Here is a 26683-nt window from a genome sequence, read left to right as displayed (position 1 = left end):
CCGCCAGCCCTGAAGATCGGACAGCCGGCCTCGCGCCGGCTGTTCGCGTTTCAGGCTCATCGGGTTTCAGGCCTGGGCGACCGTCATCGCGCCTTCCACGAGAAGGGCCTCGATCTCGTCCTCGCCGAGGCCGAGTTCGCGGCAGAGCGCGATTCCCTGTTCGCCCGCTTTCGGGATGTCGTGGCGGAGGCCGGGGCGCTTGCCGTCGAATTCGAGCGGCAGGGCCGGTACGCGGGCCGAGGCGCCGCCGGGGATCGTCACCGGCACCATCGCGCCGGGATGGTTGAGATGGGGATCGTCGAACATGTCTTCCGGGCGGTTGATCGGCGCGAAGGGGAGGCCGATCCGCTCGCATTCGGCCAGGATCTCCGCTCGTGACCGGCCGGCGAAGAGCGTGCGCAGGCGGGGCATGAAACGCTCCCGCGCCAGCACGCGGTCGCGGTTGGTGGCGAGGGCCGGGTCGGCCAGCAGGTCCTCGAGCCCGAAAGCCGCGCAGAAGGCCGACCATTGCGTATCCGAAACGACACCGACAAAGACCTGGCTGCCATCGGCGACATCGAACACATCATAGACCGCCCAGGCGGCAAGCCGGTTCGGCATCGGCGCGGCCGGTTTGCCGGTGACGGCATATTGCATCATATGCGTCGACATGAGGTAGATGCAGTTCTCGAACAGGCCCGCCTTCACCGAGCGACCGAGACCGGTGGTCTGCCGCTCATGGAGTGCGGCGAGGATGCCGATTGCCGCGAACATGCCGCCCATGATGTCGTTCACCGAGGCGCCGGCCCGGAGCGGGCGGCCGGGCGGACCGGTCATGTAGGCGAGGCCGCCAAGCATCTGCACCACTTCATCGAGGGCGGCGCGGTTCTCGTAGGGGCCGGTCAGGAAGCCCTTGAGCGAGCAATGGATCAGCCGGGGGTTTTCGGCCTTCAGGGCTTCGTAGCCGAGGCCGAGCGCCTCGAGCGCGCCGGGACGGAAATTCTCGGTCATCACATCCGCCGATGCGATCAGGCGGCGGACCAGCGCCAGGCCGCGCGGCGATTTCAGGTCGAGCGCGATGGAGCGCTTGTTGCGGTTGAAGCTGACGAAGAAGCCCGCGCCCGACCCGGCAAGGCGGCGGGTATTGTCGCCGGCGCCGGCCGGCTCGACCTTGATGACATCGGCGCCGAGATCGGCAAGGACCAGCCCGCAACTCGGCCCCATGACCATGTGGGAGAATTCGACAACGCGGATGCCGGCCAGCGGCGACGGGCCTGTCATGTCCGGCCTCCGGCATAGACGAAGCCCTTGGGCAGGCCGGCTTCGGCGACGTGGCCGTAGAGTGGCTCGTCCGGCAGGGCCTCGGCGAGGATGGCGCGCGCCGCGACGAGGCGGTCAATGTCAATCCCGGTGGTCAGGCCCGAGGCTTCCAGCATGAAGACGAGATCCTCCGTCACGATATTGCCCGTCGCGCCCGGGGCATAGGGGCAGCCGCCCAGGCCGGCCAGCGAGGAATCGAAGGTGGTGACGCCGGCTTCCAGAGCCGCGACAACATTGGCGAGGCCCTGGCCGCGCGTGTTGTGGAGATGCGCGCCGCCGGCCTTGCTGCCCAGTTCGGACCGGAGCCGGGTGAAGAGCCGTTTGACCTGCGCCGGATTGCCCATGCCGGTCGTATCCGAGAGGCCTACCGAATCCGCGCCGGCTTCGGCCGCCAGCACGGCGAAGCGGATGACGCGGTCCTCGTCGATCATGCCCTCGATCGTGCAGCCGAAGGCCGTCGACAGCCCGACCTCGACGCCGCGACGGGCGGCATCCGGCAGGCTGTTCCGCAAGGCGGCTACCGCCCGGACTTCGGCGATGGCCTCCTCCGACGAGCGGTTGATGTTCTGGCGTGAATGCGACTCCGACACCGAGACCGGCATCGAGACGCGATGGGCGCCAGCTGCGAAAGCCCGTTCTGCGCCGACGAGGTTCGGCACCAGCGCGATGACCGACAGGTCGGGCAGGGTGATCGCGTCGGCCACCACCTCGGCGGTATCGGCCATTTGCGGCAGGCGCTTGGGGTTCACGAAAGAACCGACCTCGATCTCGCGCAGCCCGGAAGCGGCAAGGGCGCGGATCCAGCGTTGCTTGGCCTCGGTTGGCATGATCCGGGCGATGCTCTGCAGCCCGTCCCGCGGGCCGACCTCGCTGATGGTGATGTCAGGTTGGGCCATCAAAAATTCCGCTAGACAGAATTATTATTCTGTTTTTAGAAAAGACCATCGACGGTCTGTCGTCAAGAGGAGTGAGGGGGATCATGGCCGGGCGACCGCCCAAGCCGCGCAAGGGGGATGGATCCGAGCTGCCGCGCGTCGAGGCGGTGGAACGGGCGCTCGCTCTGCTCGCCTGTTTCGGCGAGGGGCGCACGCATCTCACCCTCAAGGAACTGGCCGAGGCGGCAGGGCTTTATCCCAGCACCGTGCTCCGGCTGTCCGGGTCACTCGAGCGGTTCGGCTTTCTGCGGCGCGAGGCCGATGGCCGGTTCCGGCTCGGCCCGGCCGTGCTGCCGCTGGCGCGGATCTACCGGCTCGGGTTTCCGCTCGAGGCGGTGATCCGGCCTGAATTGCAATCCCTCTCGCGCGAATCGGGCGAGACCGCCGCCTTCTATGTCCGCGAGGGCGAGGCCCGGCTCTGCCTCTATCGCGTCAACGGCCCGCGCGCGCTGCGCTCCCATCTCGAGGAGGGCAGCCTGCTGCCGCTCGCCATCGGCGCCAGCGGCCATGTGCTGGCCACCTGGTCTGGCAGCGACCACCCGCGCGCCGCAGAGATCCGTGCGGTTGGCCATGCCGTGTCGCGGGGCGAGCGCGATCCGGACAGCGCGGCCGTGGCGGCGCCGGTTTTCGGCGCGGATGGCGTGCTGCTCGGCGCGCTTGGTCTTTCCGGGCCGATTACCCGGTTCGATTCCATTGCGGTGCCTCGGCTGACCGCGCTCGTGCTGGCTTCGGCTTCCCGGCTGACCGCGGCTCTGCGGGCGGGTTGAGCCGCAGCGTTCCGCTCAGCCGCCGGCCTCGCCCGGGGTCAGGCCCAAACGGGCCATCCGGTCGCTCAGGGTGCGGCGCGGCAGGCCCAACCGCTCGGCTGCGGCAGAGACGGTGCCGCCGGATTCAGCCAGAGCGGCGCGGATGAGCATGCGCTCGTACTCTTCCAGCCGCGATATCAGGCCCGCGCCTCCGGCCTCAGCGGCATGCGCACCCGCAAGAAGCCGCGCCAGCCCGCCCTGAGGTTCGACAAGCCCGTAGGCGAAGCGCTCGGCGACGGCCTTCAGTTCACGCACATTGCCAGGCCAGGCATGGGCAAGGATCGCCTCGCGATCCGCGAGGGCGAGTTGCGGCACCGGCAGGTTCTGGCTGCGGGCCGCCCGGCTGGCAAAAAGCTCGAAGAGCAGCAATGCGTCCTGATCCCGCGCGCGGAGCGGGGGCAGATGCAGTTCCGCGCCGTTCAGGCGGTAGAACAGGTCCGCCCGGAAGCGCCCGTCCTCGCTGGCCTTGCGCAGATCGGCCTTCGTGGCGGCGATGACGCGCAAGTCGAGCGGGCGCGGCTTGTTGGAGCCGAGGCGCTCGACCTGCCTTTCCTGGAGGACACGCAAAACCTTGACCTGCAGCGCCAGCGGCATGCTCTCGATCTCGTCGAGGAAGATCGTGCCGCCCTGCGCCGCCTCGAACTTGCCGGCCCGTGCGGCTCTCGCCCCCGTAAAGGCGCCGTCCTCGTGGCCGAACAGCTCGCTTTCGGCGAGGTCGGCAGGGATTGCGGCACAGTTCAAAGCCACGAAGGGCCCGCGCGCCCTCGGGCTCGCGGCGTGGAGCGCCTCGGCGAGAACGTCCTTGCCGGTGCCGGTCTCGCCGATAAGGAGCACATCCACCGGCAGGGCCGCCAGTTTCAGTGCCTGCCGCCGGACCTGCTCCATCGCCCGCGAGGGGCCAAGCAGCCGCGCCTCGATCGGGCCTGCACCCGCTGCACCGCTGCGCAGGGCGGCGAGTTCGGCCCGCAGCCGGCGGAAGGTGAGCGCGCGCGCGATGATGGCGGCGAGATGGTCCGGATCGTAAGGTTTCGTCACGAAATCATGCGCGCCGCCCTGCATCGCGGCGACTGCCATCGGGACGTCGCCATGGCCGGTGACGAGCACCACCGGAAGATCGGAATCGACGGCGCGGATCCGGGCCAGCAGGTCGAGGCCGGAGAGGCCGGGCATGCGGATATCCGACAGCACGAGTTCCGGCGATGCCTGCGGCAGTTGCGCGAGGGCCGATGCACCATCCTCCGCCTCGATGACATGGTGCCCGGCAATGCCGAGCCATTCGACAAGAGCGCGGCGGACCATGCGGTCATCCTCGACGACAAGGATCCGGCCGGGTTGAGGCGGGGCGGGGTTGGGGCTCATCGGGCATCGCCTTCCCTGGGTGCGAGGGGCAATCGCAATTCGGCCGCAACGCCGCGCGCAACGCGTGGGGAAAGGCCCAGCCGGCCGCCATGCTCCGCCATGATGCCACGCGAGATCGACAAGCCAAGGCCGAGGCCGCGCCCGGTGGCCTTGGTGGAGAAGAAGGGCTCGAACACCCGGTCCGGGGAGAGGTCACCGAGGCCCGGGCCCTCATCCTCGACGCGGAGGCAGGCATCGCCCTCCTCAATGGTCAAAGTGACATCGATCCGCCGTGCGCGCGGTTCCAGCCGCGCCGCTTCCTCGCTGGCATCAATCGCATTGGCGAGCAGGTTGACGATGACTTGTTCGAGACGGTTTGGCCTTGCCTCGACAACCACCGGTCCGGCCGGAAGATGCCGCGCCAGCGTGATGTCCTGCGCCTTGAGGCGATGCTCGATCAGCGAGACGGCGCCATGGACGAGATCCTGCAGGCTGACCCGCCGTGGCGCTTCCTTGTCCGGCCGGGCGAAGTTGCGCAGCTGCGCCGCAAGTTTCTCCACCCGGTCGGCGATGGCAGCGAGGCCCTCGGCGGTCCCCAGCGCCTTGGGCTTGTCGCCCGTGCCGATGAAATGGGCGAGGCTGGCCAGCGAGACACGCATTGCCGCGAGAGGCTGTGCCATTTCATGGGCGATGCCCGCAAGGCCCTGGCCGAGGCCGGCCAGCTTGGCGCTCTGGACCAGCCCGTCCTGCGCCTCGCGCAGGGCGAGGGTGCGTTCCTCCACCCGCCGTTCCAGCTCGGCATGGGCGCGCTCCCGCGCCCGGGCATGGGCCCGGCGCTGGGCAAGGACGGTGCTGGCCAGAAAGGCGACAAGGCCGAGAACCAGCACCGAGAAGGCGGCGAGCGAGGCCATTTCACTGGCCCGCGTCACCGGGGCCAGCAGCATCAGCCGCCAGCCATGGCCGGGGAGGGGATGGGCCAGTTCGAACAGCGTCTCGGCCTGACCGGGAGCCGGCTGCAGCGTGGTCAGCGCCAGGCCGAAGCGGGTGCTGCTGCCTTGCGTCAAGGGCGGGCCAATCTGGGGCGGTGAGCCGTATTTCCGCGTCTCCTCCAGATAGCGCAGGGCGTCCGGCGCCAGTGGTGCCAGCGGGTGGTAGAGCCAAGCCGGATCGGTGGCGAGGAAGACGACGCCTTGCTCGTCGACAAGCGCAACCTTCTCGGCGGTGCGCCGCCATTCCGCTTCCAGCGGGGCCAGATCGACCTTGACCACCGCCACGCCGAGCGGGCCCTGCGGCCCGTCAATCCGCGAGGCGAGGAAATAGCCGGGCTTCCCCGTCGTGGCGCCCACGGCGTAGTAGCGCCCGGAACCGGCCTCGATCGCCGCGCGGTAATAGGGCCGGAAGGCGTAGTTCTGGCCGACGAAGGAGGTGGGCTCGCCGGCATTGCTGGCGGCCAGGGTCAGCCCGTCCGCATTCATCACGAAGAGCACGTCGGCGCCGGCGGAGCGGGCGATGCGCAGGAGATGGGCATCGGCCTGCACAGCACGAGTGGGATCGGGCGCTTCGAGCAAGGCCCGCACGGGTTCCGTCAGGGCCATGAATTCCGGCAGGTAGCGGAAGCGCTCCACCGCGGCGTCGAGCGAGGTTTCGTACAGGGTCAGCCGGTCACGCGCGGTATCGACAATGGCCCGTCCTGTCCAGAGCCAGGCCCAGAACGAGCCTCCGGCAGCCAGAAGCAGAATGACACCCGCCATCAGGGCGGATGTCATCGCGGCTGTCATGGGTCTTTGCGCTGGCTGCACGATCCGTCATCCCCGGATGGCCTGAGGGCCATCCGGGCCGACATTACCCTCAGTTGATCTTGATACCAGAGGACTTGATGGTGGTTGTCCACTTGGCAAATTCCTCGGCCGTGAAGCGCTTCAGGCCTTCCGGGGTCATCCGGTCGCCGGAGGGGCGCTCGGAGACCAGCTGTTGCAGCCGCAGGGTGATCAGCTCGGAACGCCCGGCCTTGTCGAGCGCCTCGCTCACCGCCTTGATGACCGGCGCCGGGGTGCCTTTCGGCGCATAGATCGCGGTCGAGGCATTGACGATCAGCCCTTCGAGGCCGGCTTCCTTGGTCGTCGGGACATCCGGGAAGGCCTTCGAGCGGGCATCCTGCGCAATGGCCAGCGCCCGGACAGCGGCCGCCTTGAGTTGCCCGCCGACATTCAGCCCCTGGTCGCACATCATGTCGACCTTGCCGGAGATCAGGTCATTGAGTGCCGGGCCCGTGCCGCGATAGGGGATGTGCAGCATGTCGATGCCGGCCTTCAGCTTCAGCAATTCGCAGGCGAGATGCGTCGCCGAGCCGGAACCGGCCGAGGCGAAGCTGATCTTGCCCGGATTGGCCTTGCCGTAATCGAGGAATTCCTTGAGCGTCTTCGCCGGGAAATCCTTGCGGACGACGATGTAGATCGCCGCTTCGGCCAGCGAGGCAACGGGCTCGAAATCCGAGACCGGGCTGTAGGTTGCACCGGCATAGAGGGCCGGGCCGGCCACATGCGGGGCCACGTTATGGACGAGGAACGTATAGCCATCCGGCGCAGCCTTGACGGCGCGGTTGGTCCCCGTCACGCCGCCGGCGCCGACGACATTCTCGACGAGGAAGGGCTGGCCGAGGGTCTTGGAAAGCTGTTCGCCGTAAAGCCGGGCGATGGTGTCGGTCGGGCCGCCGGCGGCGAAGGGCACGATCAGCGAGACCGGCTTGGACGGATAGGTCTGCGCGAGTGCGGCTGTGGCCGGCAACAGCGCGAGGATCGATGTCGCAAGGACGGATTTGGCAAGAAGGCGGATCGGCTTGAACATGGTCATCTCCCTTGATGGATGCGCATTCTCGGAACGGCGCATTTCCACCCACGGGACCAGCATGCGTCATGCCAGAGGCTGGTTTCCAGAATAGTCGATTAATAACAATAGCTTGATGATAGTCTGACTTTCCGGGGCCGGCGGAATCCCGCCGGAAGGGGCCGAGGAGATGGCGGAAATCCGCCGGATCGGGGCGGTGGGGTCGCAGCCCCGGCCAGCCGGATTGCCTCGTCCCCAGCGCCGTGCATAATGTATTCAGTTGGCTGGCCCTTCGCGTGGTCGGCCCGTCGCCCTTCGGTTTTCCCTCCCCGCATGGATGAGTCCTCCCTTGGCTTCACCCCAATTGTTCACGCCGCTGCATGTCGGCGGCATCGATCTCTCCAACCGGATCGTCATTTCCCCGATGTGCCAGTATTCGGCGGCCGATGGCTGCATGAATGCCTGGCACATCCAGCATTACGGGATGCTGGCACAGTCGGGTGCTGGCGCACTGACTATCGAGGCGACCGCGGTCGAGCCGATCGGCCGCATCACGCCGGCCTGCGTCGGCCTCTATGACGATGCCACGGAGGCGGCGATGAAGGCCATGCTGGACAGCGTCCGCGCGTGGTCGGGCATCCCGCTTGTGCTGCAGCTCGGGCATGCCGGGCGCAAGGCCTCGTCAGACCGGCCCTGGCGGGGCGGACGGCAGATCCCGCCGGATGCGGCCGATGGCTGGCAGCCTGTCGCGCCCAGCGCCCATCCGATGATCGAGGGCGACCATCCCTCCGAAATCCTCGACCGGGCCGGGATGGAGCGCATCCGCGATGCCTTCGTGGCCTCGGCCCGGCGCGCTGTCGGGCTCGGGCTGGACGGCATCCAGCTCCATGCCGCGCATGGCTATCTGCTGCATAATTTCCTCTCGCCCATCTCGAACCGGCGCGAGGATGCCTATGGCGGGAGCCTCGAGAACCGGATGCGCTTCCCCCTCGAGATCTTCGAGGCGGTGCGCGCGGTTATTCCGGCGGAGCGCCCCGTCAGCGTGCGCATCTCGGCGACGGACTGGATCGAGGGCGGCTGGGATATCGACAGCTCGGTCCGGTTCGCGCGGGAACTCAAGGCGCGGGGTTGCGCCGCCATCAATGTCTCGAGCGGCGGTATCGACCCCCGCGCCTCGATTCCGATCGGGCCCGGCTACCAGGTGCCGCTGGCGCGGAAAATCCGCGAAGCTGTGGGCCTGCCGGTCGTGGCGGTGGGGCTGATCACCGGTTTCGAGCATGCCGAGGCAATTGTCGCCAATGGCGATGCCGATATGGTCGGCCTCGCGCGGACGATCCTGTTCGATCCGCGCTGGCCGTGGCATGCCGCCGCGCATCTCGGCGGCACAGTCAACGCGGCATCGCAATATCTCCGCGCCCATCCGGCGCGGTACAGGAACCTTTTCCGGGCGCCGTGAGGGCGCCGGCGGGCCGTGCGGTCAGGCCGCGCGCACCCGCGCCAGGAAGCACGAGACGTTTTCGCGCATGGATTCGGCTTGCTGTGCGAGTTCCGTCGCTGCACTGAGTACCTGGCTCGACGCCGCGGCCGTGTTGCCGGCTGCGCTGGAGACATGGCCGATCGACTGCGTGACATCCTCGGTGCCCTTGGCGGCCTCGCGGACATTGGCGGCGATTTCCAGCGTCGCACTCTGCTGCTGCGAGACCGTGCCGGAAATCTCGGTACTGACGCGGTCGATGCTCTGGAGCGAACTGTCGATCGCCTGGATCGAGTCGATGGTCGAGTTGGTCACGTTCCGGATCTCGTTCACGATCGTGGCGATATCGGTCGTTGCCTTGCCGGTCTGCGCCGCGAGGTTCTTCACCTCCGAGGCGACAACCGCGAAGCCGCGGCCTGCCTCGCCGGCGCGGGCGGCCTCGATCGTCGCATTGAGCGCCAGAAGGTTGGTCTGCCCGGCGAGGTTGTTGATCAGTTCCACCACCGTGCCGATCTTGTCCGCCGCAAGGGCAAGGGCCTGGATGTCGGTATCGGTCGCGCGCATCCGCTCGACCGAGAAGCGGATGGAATGCGTCGCCGTTTCCAGCTGCCGCGCGATCTCGCCCGCTGTGGCGTTGAGCTCCTCGCCGGCTGCCGCGACACCGCTGACATTGGTGCTGGCCTGCTGCGAAGCCGCTGCAACGCTGGCGGCTTGCATGGTTGATTCCCGGGCGGACTTTGTCAGATCGTCGGCTGCGGCGGCAAGTTCGGTGGAGGCCGAGGAAATCGTCAGCATGACCGATTCCGCCGTCCGCTCGAACTCGCCGATTGCGGCCTCGATCTCCGCCGCGCGGCGGGCATCGTGCTCGCGACGGCGCGCGGATTCCTCCTCCATCCTGTCATTGGCGACCAGCCCGTCGCGGAAGGTGGCGAGCGCGCCGGCCATCGCGCCGAGCTCGTTACGCCGGCCCATGGCGGGAATGGCGGTGCCGTATTGCTTCGCCGCGACCGCGCGCATCGCGTCTGTCATCGCCACAATCGGGCGCGAGATCGTACGGACCATCAGGAAGACAACGAGGGCCGCGACGAGCAGGGCGACGCCGGCAAGCACCTCGTTGGCGATGATCATGTGATCGATGGTGGCCCTGGCCTCGCGGATTTCGCTGATCGCGAGGGCGACCTGGCGCTTCTTCAGGCCCTCATCGCCCTTGCCGTCACCCTCGATGATCTCGATGGCACGGCGGATCTTCGGTGCATGGGTCTCGCCGTAGCTCTTGACCTGCGCTTCGCTGGCACGCGTGTTGGCGGGGATCGAGGCTTCAAGGCGATCCTGGAGGCTCTGGATCTCGGTGAGGAGCGCATCAAGTTCGGCCCAGCGCGTCCGGTTGATCTCCTGGGTGAAGGTCTTCGCTTCCTCGCGATAGGCCTTGCGATGCTCTTCGAGGGATTTCCACGAGGCTGCCCGCGCCTCGCGGAAGGCGGGGTCGCCGGAGAGCATGTATCCGCGCGCTGCGCCAACCGAATCCGCGAGCTCGAATGCCATGGTCGAGAGATGCACCAATGTTGGCAGTCTCTGCTCGGCAACGTGGTCGATCTTCTGATCTGCGACGCCAACTTGTTGCATCGAGTAAATTGTTGACGCGGTCAATGGTAGCAGAAGTGCCGCGAGTGCAACGATAATCTTATACACCAACTTGAGATTGGTGAACCAGTTGCTAGAAAAATTCTCGGAAAGATCTTCGTGCTTCATCGATGATCTCCTTGCGGGCTTGAACACATTGCGGCCGGATTCGTTAATAGAAACATAATCGTGAGGACTGACGGGACAGAAAACACCTCAAATTCGCAAGTCTGGCAGATCCAGTCGATATTCCGGCACGTAGGCCTGACCCTTCCAAAGGAGTGGAGATTGTCACGGAGAGGGGCTCCGCTCCGCGGATCGGTCTCCGACGGCGTTTTCGATTCCATATCCGCCATTCCGGCCCGGGCCGGCGAACCCGCTACCGCGCCGTCTCGCCGGCCAGCTTGAGGAACCAGTCCCGCACGCGTTTGGCGCCGGGGGGCAGGGGCGCGCCCTTCGGTGTCACGAGGTGGTAGCTGAAGCTTGTCGGCCAGGATTGGCCGAACGGGTTGACAAGGGCGCCGGAGGCAAGCTCTCCCCGGACCAGCCATTCCGCGAACAGGGAAATCCCGAGTCCGTTGATGGTCGAGCTGAGCTGGAAATGCCGGTCCTCCAGCATCATGCTGGATTGCTCGGCCCGCAGGCTCGTGCCGCAGCGCTCCATCCATTCCGCCCACATCCGTTTGTCATCGACATGGAGCAGGGTGCAACGCTGGACATCCGCCGGCTGCCCGATAGCGAGCCGTGCCCGGTAATCCGGGCTGCAGACCGCCACGAGCCTTTCGTCCCACAGCCGGACGGCATGGAATTTCGGCCAGTTGCCACGGCCCCACTGGATGCCGAAATCGGCAAAGCTGCGCGGATCCGGGAAGTCGACAAATGTGTTGTTGTGGTTGAGCAGCACGACCTCGACATCCGGGCAGGATTGCTGGAGCCGGCTGATGCGCGAGGAGACGAAGCGGCTCGCGAACATCGGCACCAGCGCCACCCGGACCGTGGCATGGCGCCGCGCGACCTCGTCGATCCCCTTGCCGATCTGGCGGAGGCCCGCATCGACATGGCTTGCCAGCCTCGCGCCCTCCTCGGTCAGTTCGAGCCCATGGGCCGTGCGCCGGAACAGCACCACGCCGAGATCGGCTTCGAGTTTCTTGATATGGTAGCTGACCGAGCTCTGCGTGCTGCCCGAATGATGGGCCGCCTTCGTCACGCTGCCAAATCGTGCAACGCTGTCAAAGACATGGATGGAATTGATATTCCGGATGCGGACCATGGGCGGCCTTGAAGGCTTCTGTTCTGGCGCCAGAGTATCATCGAAAAATTGAATATCTAGCGCAAATCTTTGCGATACCCCGCCGGCACCGGACCTGCCTACACTCCTAAGGGTAGTGTCGCTGGTGGAACTGCATCATGACCGAGCCGATCCTTCGCGTGGACAGCCTTGCCAAGAGTTTCGGTGGCGTCAGGGCCGTGCGGGATTTGTCCTTCACGGTTTCGGCGGGCGAGATCCTCGGGCTGATCGGGCCGAACGGTTCCGGAAAATCAACCACGGTCAATGTCCTGTCGGGCGTGTTTCCGCCGACATCGGGTTCGATCATCCTTGCCGGAGAGCCGATCGAGGGATTGCCGGAAGCGCAGCGCGTCGGCCGGGGCCTGAGCCGCACCTTCCAGACGGCGCGTGTCTTCCCCGAATTCACCGTACGCCAGCATGTGGCCATGGGGTGCCATGCGATCCGGCAGGTCAATCCGTTTGCATCGATCCTGCCATTCGGGAGCTGGCGGCGCGAACAGGCGGATATCGACAGCCAGGTTGACGAGGTTCTCCGGCTCTGCGCGCTCCACCCGGTTGCGGATCGTCCTGTCGCGAGCCTTTCTTCCGGCCAGCAGCGCTTCCTGATGATCGCCACGGCGCTGGCCGCGCAGCCGCGCATCCTGCTGGTCGACGAGCCGGCGGCCGGGCTGGTGGAGCATGAGCGGCAGGAGCTTGCCGAACTGATCCGCGGCATCCGCCAGCGCGGCATCGCGGTGGTGATCATCGAGCATCACATGGCGTTGATCATGGCGCTGTGCGACCGGATCGTCGTGCTGAATTTCGGCGCCAAGATCGCCGAAGGCAGCCCGGCCGAGATCCGCGCGAACCCTGCCGTCATCGACGCCTATCTCGGCGAGGCGGCCTGACATGCTGAGTGTCCGCGATCTCAAGGTCAGCTATGGCGGCATCGAGGTGGTGCATGGCGTCAGTCTCGATGTCGCCGCTGGCGAATGCGTCGCGCTGATCGGCGCGAACGGAGCCGGGAAATCCTCCACGCTGAAGGCGATCTGCGGGCTGGTGCCGGCCTCGGGCGGATCGATCTCGTTCGAGGGGAATGACATCACCCGGGCAAGCGGCCATGCGATTGTCCGCGCCGGCATCACCATGTGCCCCGAGGGGCGGCAGGTTTTCCCGCAGATGAGCGTGATCCAGAACCTCCGCATGGGGGCCTATACGCGCACCGACCCCGAGCAGGAAGCCGATCTCTCCCGGATGATGGACATGTTCCCGATCCTGCGGGAACGCCAGTCCCAGGCGGCGGGGAAGCTCTCCGGCGGCGAGCAGGAGATGCTGGCGATCGCGCGGGCACTCATGGCGCGGCCCCGGATCTGCCTGTTCGACGAGCCCTCGCTGGGCCTCGCGCCGAAGATTGTCGCCAGCGTGTTCGAGACCCTCGCCCGGATCAAGGCGATGGGCGTGACCATCCTGCTGGTGGAGCAGAATTCGATGATGGCGCTCAACCTCGCGGACCGCGCCTACCTGTTCGAAGCCGGGCGGATCGTCATGGAGGGCGCTGCCGGCGCCCTCAAGAACCACCCGGATGTGATGCGTGCCTATCTCGGTCACTGACCGACAAGAAACGACAACGGAGGAAACCATGTCCAAACACAAGTTCACGCGTGCCTGCGCCGCCCTGGCGCTGACTCTCGTCGCCGGCTCGTCGCTGGCGGCGGAAAAGAAGCTTACTGTCGGCGTCGCCGACGCCCTGACCGGGGGCGGCGCTGTTTACGGCCTGCCGCAGGCGAATGCGGTGAAAATGGCCGCCGAGGAAATCAATGCGGCAGGCGGCATCAAGGCCGGCCCGGATATCTACAAGATCGATGTCATCGCCTATGACGACAAGGCCAACCCGACCGAAGCCACCAACGCGGTTCGGAAGCTGATCGACCGCGATGGCGTGAAATACATCCTCGGCTTCTGCTGCTCGGGCTCGACCAGCGCGGTCGCGTCCTTCATCGGCAACGAAAAGGCCGTGATGCTGGTCGGCAATGCGGCCGAGCGCTCGATCACCACCAAGAAGATCCCGAATCTCGTCCGTACGCGTCCGCCGGCGGATTATACCGGCCAGGCGGCCGGCACCTTCATCGCGCGGAAGGGCCAGAAGCGGATCGCGGTGCTCGGCGCGCTCGATGTCGGCTTCTACGCCCAGTATGTCGATTCCGTCGAACGCGAGATCAAGAAGGTCGGCGGCGAGATCATCGCCCGCGAGGTCTTCTCGCTCAAGGATCGCGACATGACCCCGCAGCTGACGAAGATCCGCGGGCTCAACCCCGATGCCATCCTCGTCGTCGGCTATGTCGAGCCCGCCGCCTTCGTCTATCGTCAGGCGGTTGAGCTGGGCATGAACATCCCGCGCTACGGCTTCACCAGCGGCAGCGAGGAGCAGTTCCTCCGCGTCACGACCTCGGAACAGATGGAAGGCGTCTGGGATCTCCGCCCGACCGAGCTGACGCTGCTTTCCGCCAGCAAGAACGGCGTCGCCTACCACGCCAACTACACCAAGAAGTACAATGCCTCGCCGTCGCCCAGCTCCCCCTACGCCTATGACCAGCTCTATGCGCTGAAGGCGGCGATCGAGGCAGCCGGCACGGCGGAGAATACGGAAGCTGTCGCCAAGGCGTTGCGCAACCTTGCCGTTCCGCCGCAGGTGGTGATGCAGTACCAGCCGGTCGACGGAAAGATGTTCGACGTCAACGGCCAGGCCTACACGTCCAACGGCGCCTTCCAGTGGCAGAAGGGCAAATGGGTGTTCGTCGAGGATCTTCCCTCGGATTCGAAGGCCTATTCGCAGTTCCTCAGCACGCTGAAGTAACGGATCGGGCAGGCCGATGCTGATCGAAATTCTCCAGCAGACGATCAACGGTCTGGCGATCGGCGGCGTCTATGTGCTGATCGCCCTCGGCCTGACCACCGTTTTCGGCATTCTCGGGATCGCCCATTTCGCCCATGGCTCGATCTCGATGTTCGGCGGGTACCTCACCTATTTTCTTGCGACCTCGCAGGGTCTGCCGGTGCTGGCGGCCATTCCGGTCGCGCTCGTCGCCGGCATCCTTCTCGGGATGCTGGTCGAGATCCTCGCCTATCGCCCCGTGCGGAATGCCAACCATATCAACGCCTTCATCGTTGCCCTCGGCCTGACCATGATGGTCGAGGGCATCAATCTCCAGCTGTTCGGCCATGAGCAGGTTGTCATCCCCACCGGGCTCTCCCGGGTGTTCCGGCTCGGCGGGATCACCGTTCCGGAACTCCGCCTCTACGTGATCGTCGCCGCCATCGTGCTGGTCGTGGCGATGATGATCTTCGTCGAGCGGACCAAGACCGGCCAGGCGATCCGGGCGGTGGCCGAGAACCGCGACGCGGCCATCCTGATGGGCGTCAATGTGCGTACCATCCCGCTGATCGTGTTCGGCATGTCGACCGCGCTCGGCGTGGCGGCCGGCATCATGGTCGGCGCGCTCTTCGCGATCGCCCCGGGCATCGGCGAGGGGCTGGTCGTCAAGGGTTTTGCCGTGCTGATCCTCGGCGGGCTCGGGTCCTTCCCCGGCGCGATCCTCGGCGGCACCGTGCTCGGGATCACCGAATCCATCGCTGCCGGCTTCATTTCCTCGGCCTACAAGGATGTCATCGCCTTTGTCGTGATGATCCTCGTCCTGCTGATCCGGCCGCAGGGCCTGCTGGGGCGCGCGCCATGAACCGGATCCTCGCGCTCCTTCCATGGCTGCTCGCCCTGGCCCTGCTCGCAGTCCTGCCGCAGGTGCTGACCGTCAAATATTATCTCCATCTGAGCATCCTTGCCTTGATCTGGGTGATCGTCGCGCAGGGGCAGAACCTCATCCAGGGGTTCACAGGCTATGTCTCCATCGTGCAGGCGGGTTTCATGGGCATCGGCGCCTATGGCTCGACCTTGATGGGGCTCAACTTCCAGTGGCCGCTCTGGGCCACCATGATCATGGCGCCGCTGATCACGGCCCTGTTCGCGCTCGCAACCGGCTATCCCAGCCTGCGGGTCAAGGGCCATTACTTCGCCATCGTCACGCTGGCCTTCAACCTGATCATCGTCATCGTGCTGGTGAACTATTCCGAACTCACCAAGGGCGAGGCGGGGATCTCGAACATTCCGAAGCCCTGGGGCGGCAATCGTGAGGCCTTCTATTATCTCGCGCTCGTGCTGGCCGCCTCGCTGACGCTGCTGGCGGCGCTGATCGCCCGGTCCCGCGTGGGCGAGATCCTGCTCGCCATCCGCCAGAACGAGGATCTCGTGGCCGCGCTTGGCATCGCCGCGTGGAAGTACAAGCTCTTCGCCTTCGTCATCTCGGCCATGTATGCCGGGCTCGGCGGCGCGCTCTACGCGCATTTCCAGGGCTTCATCAACCCCGAGATCTTCGGTGTCGCGCAATCGCTCGATGCCATCCTCGCGGTGATCCTCGGCGGGTCGGGCACGATTGCCGGGCCGGCGATCGGGGCCTTCCTCGTGGTTTTCCTGCCGGAATTGCTGCGCTTTGCCGACAGTTTCCGGCTGATCCTCTACGGGCTGATCCTCGTTCTCGCGACGATCTTCATGCCCATCGGCATTGTCGGGATCGCCAAGGCCGCCTTCGCCCGGATCATCCGGCGGGAGGTCCGCCATGGCGGATGAGGCCACCCGGGCTTTCCTCGCCGAGGTCAGGGCCTTCACGCGGGAAGTGGTGGCTCCGGCCGCGCCCGGCTGGGCACGCGGGGCCTCGCCCGATCCGACCCTGCTTGCCAGGGCGGGGGCGATCGGCCTGACAGCGGTTGAGGTGCCGCCAGCCTTCGGCGGGCTCGGCCTGTCGTTCCGGGCCAAGGTCGAGGCCTGTGCCATCCTCGCTGCGGTCGATTTCGGCCTCGCGATGGCGCTTGTGAATACGCACAACGTCGCGAAGCGCATCGTCCTTTCCGCCCCGCCCGATCTGGCCCGCGCGCTGCTGCCGGACCTGCTGGCCGGGCGGGCCAGTGCCTGCACCGCCTTGACAGAGCCCGGTGCCGGCTCGGACGCCGCGGCCATGCAATGCCGGGCCGAAAAGACCTCGACCGGCTGGATGCTGGACGGCGAGAAGCGATGGATCGTCAATGCGCGGCATGCGCGCCATGCCATCGTCTATGCGCAGACCGGGCAGCCGGGGCAGGGTGCCGGCATCGCCGCGTTCCTCGTGGACCTGACCGATCCGGCCGTCACGCGGTATCCGGTGGAATCCGTCATTCCGCAGGCCAGTATCGGCACCGGCGGGTTCCGGCTCGACCATTGCCTCGTGCCGGATGAACGCCTGCTCCTGCCTGCCGGGACCGCCTTCAAGGCCATCCTCGAGGAGATCAACGGCGCGCGGATCTATGTCGCGGCAATGTGCTGCGCCATGGTCTCGGCCGGGCTCCGCATTGTCCAGGCCTATGGTGGAACGCGGCGGAGCTTCGGGAAGCCGCTGGACGAGCATGCCGTCTGGCGCGAGAAGCCGGCCGCATGCGCCACCGCGCTCGCCGCCGCCTGGGCGCTGGTGGAGAGCGCCGTCAGTGCCATCGAGGCCGGCGGCGATGTCCGCCATCTCGCGGCTGCCGCGAAGGTGAACGCGGTTGCCCTCGCCCAGCGGGAATTGCCCGCGCTGATGCATGCCATGGGCGCCGAGGGCCTGCGCGAGATCCATCCTTTCGCCCGGCATGTCGGTGCCGCCCAGCTGGCGGCGCTGACCGATGGCAGCACGGCCATGCTGCTGGACCGGCTCGGGCGCTGGGATCCGACGCCAATCAACTTGTGAAAGCGGGAAGGGACCGGCGCATGCGCGTATTCCAGATCGAGGGCGGCTGGAGCTTCGACCATCTGGTTCTCGCCGAGAGGCCGGAGCCGGTTCCGCAGGCCGGGCAGGTGCTGATCCGCATGCAGGCAGCCGCGCTGAATGCGCGCGACCTGATCGTCCCGCTCCGGGGCTATGGCCGGGCAACGGGCGAGTTGCCGCTGATCCCGGTTTCGGATGGCGTCGGCACCGTCATCGCCACCGGCGCGGGCGTCACGCGGGTGAAGGTCGGAGACCGGGTCTGCCCGACCTATTTCCAGGGCTGGATCGCCGGGGAGCCCTCGGCCGAACGCTTCGCCACTGCCCTTGGCGGGCCGCTGGATGGCGTCATGGCTGATCTCGTCTGCCTTTCCGAAGAGGGCGTGGTCCGCGTTCCCTATTATCTGACGGACGAGGAAGCGGCCACCTTGCCCTGTGCCGCCCTGACTGCCTGGAGCGCGATTTCCGGCCTGGCGGCAACCCGACCCGGCGATCATGTGCTGATCCAGGGGACCGGCGGTGTCGCCCTGTTCGCGCTCGCATTCGCGAGGCTGCATGGCGCGCATGTGACCGTGATCTCCTCCAGCGATGCCAAGCTGGACCGGGCGAAGGCGCTCGGCGCCGATGCGACGATCAACTACCAGACCACGCCGGAATGGTCCCGGCCGGCGCGGGAGATCGCGGCCGGGCGGGGCGGGTTCGACACGATCATCGAGCTTGGCGGCGAAGCGACATTGGGCCAGTCCATCAAGTGCATCCGTGTCGGCGGCACGATCGCGCTGATCGGTGTCCTGTCCGGTCTCGCGCCGACCCTGCCGCTCGGCGCGATCGTGACCCGCCAGATCCGGTTGCAGGGCGTCACGGTCGGTCATCGCGATGGGTTCGAGGCCATGCTGCGAGCCATGGTGCTGCACGAGGTCCGCCCCGTCATCGGCAAGGTCTTCGCCTTCACCGAGCTCAAGGCCGCGCTCGACGAGACGGCGCGCCCGTCCGGCATCGGCAAGACCGTCATCCGGTTCGATGCCCATGATTCCTGATCTTCCGCCCTTCCATCCCCGCCGCCATGCGCTGGAACGGCCCGACGCCGTGGCCTTCCGGATCAGCACAAGCGGCGAGGCTGTCACCTTCGCCGAGCTCGAGGCCCGGGCGAACCAGGCGGCGCATGTGTTCCGGCGGCTCGGGCTGAAGCGTGGCGACCATCTCGTCATCCTGATGGAAAACCGGCGCGAATTTCTCGAACTCTGCTTCGCGGCCGACCGGACCGGCCTTTATTACACCACGGCCAGCACGCATCTCGCCGATGACGAGATCCGCCATATCATCGAGGATTGTGGCGCCGCGCTGGTGCTGGTTTCGGATGCACTGGTGGCGCGGATCGCGCCTTTCGCCGACGATCTCCGGCTCCAATGCCCCGTCCTCGTGGTCGGGCAGGAAGGTGCGGGCCTGCCGGGCTTCGGCGCGATGGCGGCGGTTGCTCCTGTCACCCCGATTGCCGATGAATCGCAGGGGCTCGACATGCTCTACTCGTCCGGCACGACGGGCCGGCCCAAGGGCGTGAAATGGGCCTTGCCCGACCAGCCTGTCGGCAGCCCGTCCATGCTGATCGAACTCCTGTCAGGCCTGTTCGGCTACGGGCCGGGCACGCGCTATCTCTGCCCCGCGCCGCTCTATCATGCCGCGCCCCTCCGGCACACGATGGTGACGATCCGCACCGGCGGCTTGGCGGTGATCATGCCGAAATTCGATGCCGAGACGGCCCTCGCCCTGATCGAATCCGAGCGGATCACCCATAGCCAGTGGGTCCCGACCATGTTCGTGCGCTTGCTGAAACTGCCCGAGGAAACGCGCCGCCGCTACTCGACCGCGTCGATGGTCATGGCGGTCCATGCCGCCGCGCCATGCCCGGTCGAGGTGAAACACCGCATGATCGGGTGGTGGGGCCCGATCATCCATGAATATTATGCCGGCACGGAGAATAACGGCTTCACCGCCCTGACGACCGAAGAATGGCTCGGACATGTCGGTTCGGTCGGGCGGGCCAAGCTGGGCGTGATCCATATCTGCGACGAGAACGGTGTCGAAATGCCCGTGGGCACGGAGGGCGAGGTCTTCTTCGAGAACGGCCACCAGTTCGAGTACCACAACGACCCGGCGAAGACCCGGTCCAGCCGGAATGCCCGGGGCTGGACCAGCCTCGGCGATATCGGCCGCCTCGACGAAGAGGGCTATCTCTATCTGACCGACCGCAAGTCCTTCGTCATCATTTCCGGCGGCGTGAATATCTACCCGCAGGAGGTGGAGAACCTGCTCCTCCAGCACGAGGCTGTGCTTGATGCCGCCGTGATCGGCATTCCCAACGAGGAATTCGGCGAGGAGGTGAAGGCGGTGGTGCAGCTGGTCGACGGGCGGGAGGCCAGCGAAGACCTGTCCGACGAGCTGGTCGCCTTCTGCCGGAAGTGGCTTTCGGCGATCAAATGCCCGCGGAGTGTGGATTTCCGGAAGGAATTCCCCCGTTCGCCGACCGGAAAGTTGCTGAAGCGCCAGATCCGGGATGAATACCGGCCGGGAAAGGCGAGGGCTGTATCGCCCTGAGCCTCAACCAAGCCGCACCGCGCCGGGTTTTGCTGGCGATTGGCGGCTTGAAATGGTGCCCCATATCGAACAAAGATGCGAACATTTATGTTATTGATATTAAGAGATAATTTCTAAAGAGCAATTGCTATAGCACTTCGGTTCCCCTTTCAGAAACCAAGCAGCGGCTGAAGTCGAGTGAGCCTTTGGCCAAGTCAGCGTCGATATGGCGGCCTTTCCCGGAGCCGATGCAGTAGTCCGAAACCGGATGTTCGCAGCGTCCAGAAATTTCGGGGCCATTCGCTGCGACCAAAGCCCGCGCCCGATAATTCCCTCCGCGAAAGACTTATTTTGATGGCGCTTGGGTGCCCAGAAGGCCCGACTTGAAGGCCAGGCCAGCCACAGCAGCGCCGACGAGAGGGGCGAGGAGGAAGAGCCAAACCTGGCCCAGCGCTGCAGGATTGGTTCCCATGCCAACTAAAGCCGGACCGAGGGAGCGCGCTGGATTGACCGAAACACCGGTGACGTTGATCCCGACGATGTGGATCGCCACGAGCGTCAGGCCAATGGCAAGGCCAGCCAGTTCGTTTGGTTGGCCCTTCTGGGTCACGCCAAGGATGACGACCAGGAACAGGAAGGTTGCCACTGCTTCAAACAAGAATGCCGAGGCCATGGCATATCCGCCGAGATAGCCGACGCCCCAGCCATTCTGACCGAGCCCGCCATTCCAGCCCTGCGCCTTCCCGCTGAGGATCAGGAACAGCACAAGCGCGCCGGCAACGGCACCAAGGACCTGCGCGATGACATAAGAGATCAGATCGCCCAATTCCATGCGCCCGGCGATGTAGGCGCCAACGCTGACGGCCGGATTGACGTGGCATCCGGAGACCGGGCCGATTCCATAGGCCATGGCGACGATTGCCAGGCCGAAGGCAAACGAAATCCCGAGAATATCGATCGCTGTTGGTCCCGAACCCATGCCGGCAATGACGGCCGCCCCGCAACCGAAGAACACAAGCGTGAATGTTCCGATAAACTCGGCGAAGGGTTTCTTCATTGGATCGTTCTCCTCGAAATAAGGCCGTGGTCGCGCCATGGCGGTAGAGTTCCATGCTTGTCTAGAGCTGGGAAGATAAGCGATTGGAAAGCGTTGCCTTAAAGCATTGGCTTTGCCAACGGGTCAATCCATCGAAAGACCCGGCGCCGTTCATGATTGCGGATATACGCCTCATTTTTTCGGTGCCGCCACCCATGGTGCGATATGCCAATCGACCTTGATGCTCCGGGCGCAAGAATTGTCAAACCTGCGCTTCGGATTGTCGATGAAGGCAACGCCCATTTCGGCGACACAGGGCTGGTAGACGACCGCCCCATGGCCAGCCTCGGGGATCATGAAAGCCTGCGCATTCGTTAGCTTCTCGATGGCGATCTTGGCCCAACTCGCTGGCGTCTGGGTGTCGAATGTGCTGCCGAATGACAATGTCGGAATATTGTGTTGATTACCGCTGAGATTTGACCCGGGTTTTTCGTTGAGAAGTGACCCGGGTCAAATCTCAGCGGTAATCAACCGTTTTCAGGCAGCAGCAACGGCCGCGGCGAAGTCTGGATGCCGTTTTCGCGGAACGCCCTGTGCACCGCGGCAAGGATCGCCTTTCGGGCCGCGAACTGCCGGCCTGCCCGCGCCTTGAACTTGGCCCGGATCAGCAGCGTGCCATCCTCGACGGCGCCGATCCCCTGCCCCTTGAACGGTTCAAGCAAATCCTGGGCGAGCTCGGGGTCCGCCATCAGGTCCTGGCCGATCTTCTTGAACAGCTTGCGCACCATTTCGGCATCGGTGTCGAAGGCGACACGGAAAACCATCTTGACGATGACCCAGTCCCGCGAGTGGTTGATGAGCTTGCCGATCTGGCCATAGGGGATGGTGGCCAACGGCCCGCGTGGGTTGCGCAGCGAGATCGATCGGATCGAGATCTTTTCGACGGTTCCCTTGGCGCTGGAGGTCTCGACATATTCCCCGAGGCGGAAGGCATCATCCGCGAGGAAAAACAGGCCGGAAATGATGTCCTTCACCAGGGTCTGCGATCCGAAGCTGATCGCAAGCCCGAACACGGACAGACCGGTGATGAAGGGCCAGACATTCACGCCCAGCGCCAGCAGGGCGCTGAGCACGGCGAGCGCTAGGATCCCGGACTTCGCAACGCCGGCTGTTAGCGGCAGGATGGTGCCGAGACGCGAGCGCGGTGTCGACAATTCCTCGGAATCATGGTGGTCCCGCGTTGCTGCATTCGCGGCGCCCATGCTGCGATCAACCGCAACCCCAATGAGATTCCAGAAATAGGCGGCGATCAGCAGGATGCCGGCCAGTTCAAGGACAAGCCAGAATGCCAGCGTGAGCTCTACGCCGAGCAGGGTGGCCACGGGACGAGCCCATACGATAAGCACAAGGGCAATGATGATCGTCGCGACAGCCAGCCGCAATGACCGTCGCGCGGCCACGCTGCTGACTCCGATGCGATCCCCATCGAGCCCCGAGCGCGCCCAGCGGGCAATCCGCACATCGATGAAGGGCAAGAGAAGAAGCAGGACCAGCGTGAAGGCCGTCGGGCCGGCGCCAATCGGGATTTCCCGCATGCTAAAGATCTGGAGCAGCAGAAATGCGACAATGACGAGACCAATCGCAAAGGCGGGCCAGCGCATCGCCAGCCGCATGCCCAGATCAGGCAGCCTGCCGTCGTGAACGATTGTGTAGGATACGGCGCGGCGTTCGCGCCAATAGGCGATGATCAGCAGGATCGTGACCGGCAGGGCCACGAGAAACGTGCCTACGGCATCACGAAGCGGCAACGCCGCGGTGAACTGGCGCAGCACGGCGAGAATCCCGGCTCCGGCAAGCGCCCAGAGGATCGCCGCCGCAATGATTCGTGTGAACCGCCGGAGGCCCGGCGCAGGGCCACGCCGTGCCATGATCCAGCCGAGTAGGTCGAAGGCCAGCATGCCGAGTACCGTGCCCGCGGCACTGAGCAGCAGGGCCCGGCGGATCGGACCAGGGCTGGATACCAGCTGGATCACCAGCACCGCAGCCGCCAGCCCGAAACCCATGGCGATCAGCTTCAGGCGGGCGCTGTCTCCGTCCGGCTTAATGCGAAGCAACCGCGCGAGCGTGAGGCGCCAGAAGCGCGCAGCCACCATGATGCCGATGATGCCGAGGATCGCGAGGCCTAGGCCGGGGGCCGGCCACCCGGTGGCCTCGATCCGGGACACCAAGGCCTCCAGATGCTGGCCGACCGTGGCCAGCCGCAGCCAGCGGCGCTCGACATCGCCGGCAAGGAGTTCGATGGCTTCGACAATCGGAACAAGTGGGTTTGAATCGTCCATCGCGTTATGTTCTTCTTTTTGGGCGTACACCCCTTCTAACCGCGACTGGCAAGGCGGTTCAAGCGTCGATGGCGCGCCGTCAAACAACACCGTCCTGATATTCTGAAGCAAAGTCGGGATTGGTTCGCTGGCCAGATCGATCTGGCCCTAGAGCGTCGGGAGTTCATCGATGAGACGCGATCTGCGACCAGAATGGTGCTGTCAGACAAACCAAAATAGTCTCGGAAAGTGCCCTACCCCAGCATGGATCAGGCCGCGCAAAGTTGACGCCACTCGGTCAGTGCGGCGGCGCGGCGCTCCTTGAATGTTGGCCTGGATGAGAGGTGTCGTTCCTGGTTGAAGTGATTGTGGATCGAGCCGTGGACCGCGGCGAATTTCTGCAAACTTCGCATCCGCCGGAAGCGGAGCATCGCCCGTTCTCGTCGTCGAAATGGCTGGTGGGAATTCTCGGCCCGGTTGTTCAACCAGCGGCCGGTTTCGCGTTTGTCGATGGCGCCCAACACCTTGAGAGCCGCGCCGTATGATGCGAGGCGATCCGTGACGATCGTCTCGGTCGGACCATGCATGCGCAGCGATTTCCTGAGGAACTTCAACGCTGCTTTCTTATCTCGGCGCTTCGTGACGAAGCTCTCGAGCACCTCGCCGTCGTGATCGACAGCGCGCCAGAGATAGTGCTTCACGCCGTTGATCTTCACAAAGACCTCGTCGAGATGCCACCGACGATGCTGGAAATTCCGCATCGCCTGGACACGACTGCGCCGGATCTCCGCCACGAAAATCGTCCCGAACCGGTTCCACCAGTACCGCACCGTCTCATGCGTGATGTCGATGCCCCGCTCGTGGAGCAGATCCTCGACGTTCCGAAGCGAGAGCGGGTAGCGGACATACATCATCACTGCGAGGCGGATGATCTCGGGGCTCGTTTTGAAATACCGAAAAATGCGGGCGTTGCTCATCCGGTCCGGCTAGCCACCCTCCCCGTCAGCGGCAACCCGATTTTCCTCTGACAGTGCCTCGCAACTTAACGAGCGATGTGGTGCCCCTTATCGAATAAAGATACGAACACGTATGTAATTGATATTATCAGATAAAATTATGGATCCTGCTGCGACACCATTTTGGTTCCCCTTTCAGGAACCAAACCGCCGCTGAAGCTTAAAGTGCCGGTTGGTCGGCTTCGCGCCGCCATAGCCGTCATTCAGCAGTCCGGGCGTCGAAACTGAAAGAAGTCATTTCGGGGCCTCGCTTTGAAGACTGTGGTGATGAAGGACAAGCTCTGGAGCAAAATCCCATAACGAGCCAGACGCTGACAACTCGCTTAGTCCTGATTAGGTGGATCACCGGATGCGGAAGCGATTTCTGAGCGCCAAAATGAGGAGAAAAAGGAGCGCGCCCGAGACTAGAGTTTGGGTTATAGCCACTGCTTCGACAACATAGGGCACTACGGCAATGGGGATAGACCCCGCCACACTTGTCGCTTCATTGCCGTAGAGGCAGGCGTAGGCCTGCTTTGTTTTCTCAGCCGCCTCCGTGTTGACGATGGCGATGCCCTTGCGGATCGCGATGTAAGCTGCCGATTCAATCGAGGAGCAATGATCGGGGCGGACGAGTTGCGCCGCGAAATAGGCGCTGGCGCTTAAGACTAGCAGGACCAGCCAGCAGACCAGGGGGCGCAAGAGCGACCTGCCGAAATCCGAAGTGATCTCGTAGATTATTCCGAACCAATACGACCCCATGCCTCGACCGAATGGAAAGTCGATAACTCCACGGCGCGCCTTGAGCTCTTCAGCATGGAAGTCGAGTTCATTGCGGAAGTCGTGGCTCTGGATCGCCAGTCGTTTCAATGCGCGGTAACGAGCGGGAAGCTCAATTTTCTCATTCTCGCTACCCCTTGACCTTGCCAGTGGGTCGAAATCGCTGTCGCGATTCGGCATACGCTTGCCCTCTAGGAAGTGCGCCTGATCTAGCTGGGGGGCCTGTTTGAAGTCTGCTTGGCTAAAATCAGGAATCCCTTTGAAGGTCACGCCAGTTATTGAAAACAGACTCTTGGCCTGTATAGCGACGAAATCGCTCTCATATTCGAAAGTAGCGTCGTCGAAGATAACTGCGCGCTCGAATATCGCACGGCGAAAGACCATTGCTCCATTAAATCGGCATGGCTTTTTGTGTTTATATTCTCCAGGTTTTAACGAAAAATACACATCTCCTGAAAATGTAGTGCCAATGAAACTGGCCCCGATAAGGAATTCAGTAGTACCAAAAAGAGCCATGGAGGCGAAATGGGCGTCTTGAAATAAAACAAAATCTCTAAATTTTGCGCCATCGAAGAATGCTTCGTCTTGAAAGCGTGCGCTCTCGAAGGAAACCACATCATGAAAAACAGTTCCGTTGACTGACAACGACTCCGTAAAGCTTGCTTCTGCCATCGTTAAAAACTCGCGAAATTCGGCAGAATCGAACGTGACCAGCCCGCTGAAATTCACGCGGTTGAACTCAGCTTGACCTTCAAAGATGGCACCTAGGAAAAAGGCCTCATGCCTGAATTGCACTCCAATGAAGTTTGGACCGCCTCCGCCGAAGACGGTGTGCGAAAAGAGCGCGTGACCTTCGAAGACGGCTCCAGCAAAGTTTACCCCATCTGGAAAGCAGGTACGCTGTAAACCTGCGCCGGTCTCGATCACACCGAAGTCAGCGACGCCGGGGAACCGGAATCCAACTAAAATTGGCGAAGCGTCGAAGATATGTCCACGGAAGTCACAATAGGCAAGATCAAGCCATCGACGGGTTTCAGCATTAGCCCCCTCCTCTAAGGAGGGCTCGCCAAGCCGGGGGGCCCAGTAACCTGTGCGGTCAACGACTTGCCATTGTCCGGCCATTTCTAGCAAGGCCTTGGACTCGAGCATCGCATCGGCCCACGCATTCCAATGATCACGATCGGCCTTCAGTCTTTTTAGGCAGGCCTGGCGTCGATCTTCAATAAAGTCAGGTCTATCTGCTGAAAATGCTAAGCTTTTAAGCCATGGATTCGCGCGCTTAAGCATTCGGTTGAATGCCCGTTTATTGAAAGATATTTCGTTTTTTAATGACTTCTTATTTATAAACGGCGGGGTTTTGGTAGAAATATTCTCGTTCATTTGGCGCCTTCGACTTTTAATCATTGCTGCCAATGCCCTTCTCGCTCAATTGACGAGCAGTTCTGCCGTCCGAAGAATACGCGCCCTCAATATAATCCTGCAACTCGACATCAGGCTCTGCTTAGCAGCCCTCCTCAGCCTGACGCAAAATGAAGGTGACCTGCCACTGAGATTTTCCTCCACATGGAGTTAGAGTCCGGCCCTGCTGAGGACGGACTG

22 protein-coding genes are annotated in these 26683 nt (G+C 64.3%); 10 read left to right on the top strand and 12 right to left on the bottom strand.

Going from position 1 to position 26683, the window contains the following annotated elements; genetic code table 11:
* Nucleotides 1-66 precede the first annotated feature (66 nt).
* A complete protein-coding gene (locus P0652_RS16330; protein WP_284179934.1) occupies nucleotides 67-1260 on the bottom strand; it encodes a CaiB/BaiF CoA transferase family protein in 1194 nt (397 codons plus the stop codon).
* Nucleotides 1257-2195: a hydroxymethylglutaryl-CoA lyase gene (locus tag P0652_RS16325; protein ID WP_284179933.1), complete on the bottom strand. Its 939-nt coding sequence runs from the start codon at nucleotides 2193-2195 to the stop codon at nucleotides 1257-1259. Before P0652_RS16325 ends, P0652_RS16330 begins: the two co-directional genes overlap by 4 nt.
* A gap of 83 nt (nucleotides 2196-2278) precedes the next feature.
* Between P0652_RS16325 and P0652_RS16320 the strand changes: the two genes are divergently transcribed.
* On the top strand, nucleotides 2279-3001 hold the full coding sequence (locus P0652_RS16320) for an IclR family transcriptional regulator (RefSeq protein ID WP_284179932.1): 723 nt from the start codon (nucleotides 2279-2281) through the stop codon (nucleotides 2999-3001).
* A 15-nt stretch (nucleotides 3002-3016) separates the two neighbouring features.
* On the opposite strand, the gene P0652_RS16315 is transcribed toward P0652_RS16320, so the two are convergent.
* The 3 genes from P0652_RS16315 to P0652_RS16305 all read right to left on the bottom strand — a co-directional run bounded on the left by P0652_RS16315 (nucleotide 3017) and on the right by P0652_RS16305 (nucleotide 7222).
* Nucleotides 3017-4399: a sigma-54-dependent transcriptional regulator gene (locus P0652_RS16315; RefSeq protein ID WP_284179931.1), complete on the bottom strand. Its 1383-nt coding sequence runs from the start codon at nucleotides 4397-4399 to the stop codon at nucleotides 3017-3019.
* Nucleotides 4396-6156, bottom strand: a complete 1761-nt coding sequence (locus tag P0652_RS16310) for a sensor histidine kinase (protein ID WP_284179930.1) — start codon at nucleotides 6154-6156, stop codon at nucleotides 4396-4398. Before P0652_RS16310 ends, P0652_RS16315 begins: the two co-directional genes overlap by 4 nt.
* Before the next feature lie 70 nt (nucleotides 6157-6226).
* Nucleotides 6227-7222, bottom strand: coding sequence for a Bug family tripartite tricarboxylate transporter substrate binding protein (locus P0652_RS16305; protein ID WP_284179929.1), 996 nt, complete (start codon nucleotides 7220-7222; stop codon nucleotides 6227-6229).
* Nucleotides 7223-7550: 328 nt separating this feature from the next.
* On the opposite strand from P0652_RS16305, the gene P0652_RS16300 reads away from it, so the two are divergent.
* A complete protein-coding gene (locus tag P0652_RS16300) occupies nucleotides 7551-8657 on the top strand; it encodes an NADH:flavin oxidoreductase/NADH oxidase (protein WP_284179928.1) in 1107 nt (368 codons plus the stop codon).
* A 21-nt stretch (nucleotides 8658-8678) separates the two neighbouring features.
* Here P0652_RS16300 and P0652_RS16295 read toward each other — a convergent pair whose 3' ends face one another.
* Together P0652_RS16295 and P0652_RS16290 are read right to left on the bottom strand one after the other, a co-directional pair.
* Nucleotides 8679-10298 (bottom strand): methyl-accepting chemotaxis protein, encoded by a 1620-nt coding sequence (locus tag P0652_RS16295; RefSeq protein ID WP_284179927.1) that lies wholly within the window; start codon nucleotides 10296-10298, stop codon nucleotides 8679-8681.
* A 376-nt stretch (nucleotides 10299-10674) separates the two neighbouring features.
* Nucleotides 10675-11565 carry a LysR substrate-binding domain-containing protein gene (locus P0652_RS16290; protein ID WP_284179926.1) on the bottom strand — a complete coding sequence of 297 codons (891 nt, stop codon included), beginning with the start codon at nucleotides 11563-11565 and terminating at the stop codon, nucleotides 10675-10677.
* A gap of 137 nt (nucleotides 11566-11702) precedes the next feature.
* Here P0652_RS16290 and P0652_RS16285 point away from each other — a divergent pair, with 137 nt between their 5' ends.
* The 8 genes from P0652_RS16285 to P0652_RS16250 are packed head-to-tail and all read left to right on the top strand — an operon-like array spanning nucleotide 11703 to nucleotide 19976.
* On the top strand, nucleotides 11703-12470 hold the full coding sequence (locus P0652_RS16285; RefSeq protein WP_284179925.1) for an ABC transporter ATP-binding protein: 768 nt from the start codon (nucleotides 11703-11705) through the stop codon (nucleotides 12468-12470).
* Between the two features lies 1 nt (nucleotide 12471).
* On the top strand, nucleotides 12472-13173 hold the full coding sequence (locus P0652_RS16280; RefSeq protein WP_284179924.1) for an ABC transporter ATP-binding protein: 702 nt from the start codon (nucleotides 12472-12474) through the stop codon (nucleotides 13171-13173).
* A 28-nt stretch (nucleotides 13174-13201) separates the two neighbouring features.
* Nucleotides 13202-14416, top strand: a complete 1215-nt coding sequence (locus tag P0652_RS16275; RefSeq protein WP_284179923.1) for an ABC transporter substrate-binding protein — start codon at nucleotides 13202-13204, stop codon at nucleotides 14414-14416.
* 16 nt (nucleotides 14417-14432) lie between these two features.
* Nucleotides 14433-15296, top strand: coding sequence for a branched-chain amino acid ABC transporter permease (locus P0652_RS16270; RefSeq protein ID WP_284179922.1), 864 nt, complete (start codon nucleotides 14433-14435; stop codon nucleotides 15294-15296).
* Nucleotides 15293-16240, top strand: a complete 948-nt coding sequence (locus P0652_RS16265; RefSeq protein ID WP_284179921.1) for a branched-chain amino acid ABC transporter permease — start codon at nucleotides 15293-15295, stop codon at nucleotides 16238-16240. The genes P0652_RS16270 and P0652_RS16265 overlap by 4 nt, the downstream gene beginning before the upstream one ends.
* Nucleotides 16230-17369: an acyl-CoA dehydrogenase family protein gene (locus P0652_RS16260; protein ID WP_284179920.1), complete on the top strand. Its 1140-nt coding sequence runs from the start codon at nucleotides 16230-16232 to the stop codon at nucleotides 17367-17369. Before P0652_RS16265 ends, P0652_RS16260 begins: the two co-directional genes overlap by 11 nt.
* Nucleotides 17370-17389: 20 nt before the next feature.
* A complete protein-coding gene (locus P0652_RS16255) occupies nucleotides 17390-18421 on the top strand; it encodes a zinc-dependent alcohol dehydrogenase family protein (RefSeq protein WP_284179919.1) in 1032 nt (343 codons plus the stop codon).
* Nucleotides 18411-19976 (top strand): AMP-binding protein, encoded by a 1566-nt coding sequence (locus P0652_RS16250; RefSeq protein ID WP_284179918.1) that lies wholly within the window; start codon nucleotides 18411-18413, stop codon nucleotides 19974-19976. The genes P0652_RS16255 and P0652_RS16250 overlap by 11 nt, the downstream gene beginning before the upstream one ends.
* 325 nt (nucleotides 19977-20301) lie before the next feature.
* Here P0652_RS16250 and P0652_RS16245 read toward each other — a convergent pair whose 3' ends face one another.
* The 5 genes from P0652_RS16245 to P0652_RS16220 all read right to left on the bottom strand — a co-directional run bounded on the left by P0652_RS16245 (nucleotide 20302) and on the right by P0652_RS16220 (nucleotide 26464).
* Nucleotides 20302-21012, bottom strand: coding sequence for an aquaporin (locus P0652_RS16245; protein ID WP_284179917.1), 711 nt, complete (start codon nucleotides 21010-21012; stop codon nucleotides 20302-20304).
* Nucleotides 21013-21183: 171 nt separating this feature from the next.
* Entirely contained in the window at nucleotides 21184-21444 is a 261-nt protein-coding gene (locus tag P0652_RS16240; RefSeq protein WP_284180086.1) for an alpha/beta hydrolase, read from the bottom strand.
* Nucleotides 21445-21518: 74 nt separating this feature from the next.
* A complete protein-coding gene (locus P0652_RS16235) occupies nucleotides 21519-23330 on the bottom strand; it encodes a mechanosensitive ion channel family protein (protein WP_284179916.1) in 1812 nt (603 codons plus the stop codon).
* A 248-nt stretch (nucleotides 23331-23578) separates the two neighbouring features.
* Nucleotides 23579-24286 (bottom strand): IS6 family transposase, encoded by a 708-nt coding sequence (locus P0652_RS16225; protein ID WP_284179915.1) that lies wholly within the window; start codon nucleotides 24284-24286, stop codon nucleotides 23579-23581.
* A gap of 381 nt (nucleotides 24287-24667) precedes the next feature.
* Nucleotides 24668-26464 carry a pentapeptide repeat-containing protein gene (locus P0652_RS16220; protein WP_284179914.1) on the bottom strand — a complete coding sequence of 599 codons (1797 nt, stop codon included), beginning with the start codon at nucleotides 26462-26464 and terminating at the stop codon, nucleotides 24668-24670.
* Between the last annotated feature and the right edge of the window lie 219 nt (nucleotides 26465-26683).

This window comes from Rhabdaerophilum sp. SD176, from assembly GCF_030143245.1.
Taxonomy (GTDB): domain Bacteria; phylum Pseudomonadota; class Alphaproteobacteria; order Rhizobiales; family Beijerinckiaceae; genus Rhabdaerophilum.
This window is presented reverse-complemented; position numbering and strand designations above follow the sequence as displayed.

What these genes read in the sequence shown, in the direction of transcription:
- P0652_RS16330 (WP_284179934.1), bottom strand. Translation starts at nt 1,260, where the DNA reads ATGACAGGCCCGTCGCCGCTGGCCGGCATCCGCGTTGTCGAATTCTCC.
- P0652_RS16325 (WP_284179933.1), bottom strand. Translation starts at nt 2,195, where the DNA reads ATGGCCCAACCTGACATCACCATCAGCGAGGTCGGCCCGCGGGACGGG.
- P0652_RS16320 (WP_284179932.1), top strand. Translation starts at nt 2,279, where the DNA reads ATGGCCGGGCGACCGCCCAAGCCGCGCAAGGGGGATGGATCCGAGCTG.
- P0652_RS16315 (WP_284179931.1), bottom strand. Translation starts at nt 4,399, where the DNA reads ATGAGCCCCAACCCCGCCCCGCCTCAACCCGGCCGGATCCTTGTCGTC.
- P0652_RS16310 (WP_284179930.1), bottom strand. Translation starts at nt 6,156, where the DNA reads ATGACAGCCGCGATGACATCCGCCCTGATGGCGGGTGTCATTCTGCTT.
- P0652_RS16305 (WP_284179929.1), bottom strand. Translation starts at nt 7,222, where the DNA reads ATGTTCAAGCCGATCCGCCTTCTTGCCAAATCCGTCCTTGCGACATCG.
- P0652_RS16295 (WP_284179927.1), bottom strand. Translation starts at nt 10,298, where the DNA reads ATGCAACAAGTTGGCGTCGCAGATCAGAAGATCGACCACGTTGCCGAG.
- P0652_RS16290 (WP_284179926.1), bottom strand. Translation starts at nt 11,565, where the DNA reads ATGGTCCGCATCCGGAATATCAATTCCATCCATGTCTTTGACAGCGTT.
- P0652_RS16285 (WP_284179925.1), top strand. Translation starts at nt 11,703, where the DNA reads ATGACCGAGCCGATCCTTCGCGTGGACAGCCTTGCCAAGAGTTTCGGT.
- P0652_RS16280 (WP_284179924.1), top strand. Translation starts at nt 12,472, where the DNA reads ATGCTGAGTGTCCGCGATCTCAAGGTCAGCTATGGCGGCATCGAGGTG.
- P0652_RS16275 (WP_284179923.1), top strand. Translation starts at nt 13,202, where the DNA reads ATGTCCAAACACAAGTTCACGCGTGCCTGCGCCGCCCTGGCGCTGACT.
- P0652_RS16270 (WP_284179922.1), top strand. Translation starts at nt 14,433, where the DNA reads ATGCTGATCGAAATTCTCCAGCAGACGATCAACGGTCTGGCGATCGGC.
- P0652_RS16265 (WP_284179921.1), top strand. Translation starts at nt 15,293, where the DNA reads ATGAACCGGATCCTCGCGCTCCTTCCATGGCTGCTCGCCCTGGCCCTG.
- P0652_RS16260 (WP_284179920.1), top strand. Translation starts at nt 16,230, where the DNA reads ATGGCGGATGAGGCCACCCGGGCTTTCCTCGCCGAGGTCAGGGCCTTC.
- P0652_RS16255 (WP_284179919.1), top strand. Translation starts at nt 17,390, where the DNA reads ATGCGCGTATTCCAGATCGAGGGCGGCTGGAGCTTCGACCATCTGGTT.
- P0652_RS16250 (WP_284179918.1), top strand. Translation starts at nt 18,411, where the DNA reads ATGATTCCTGATCTTCCGCCCTTCCATCCCCGCCGCCATGCGCTGGAA.
- P0652_RS16245 (WP_284179917.1), bottom strand. Translation starts at nt 21,012, where the DNA reads ATGAAGAAACCCTTCGCCGAGTTTATCGGAACATTCACGCTTGTGTTC.
- P0652_RS16235 (WP_284179916.1), bottom strand. Translation starts at nt 23,330, where the DNA reads ATGGACGATTCAAACCCACTTGTTCCGATTGTCGAAGCCATCGAACTC.
- P0652_RS16225 (WP_284179915.1), bottom strand. Translation starts at nt 24,286, where the DNA reads ATGAGCAACGCCCGCATTTTTCGGTATTTCAAAACGAGCCCCGAGATC.
- P0652_RS16220 (WP_284179914.1), bottom strand. Translation starts at nt 26,464, where the DNA reads ATGAACGAGAATATTTCTACCAAAACCCCGCCGTTTATAAATAAGAAG.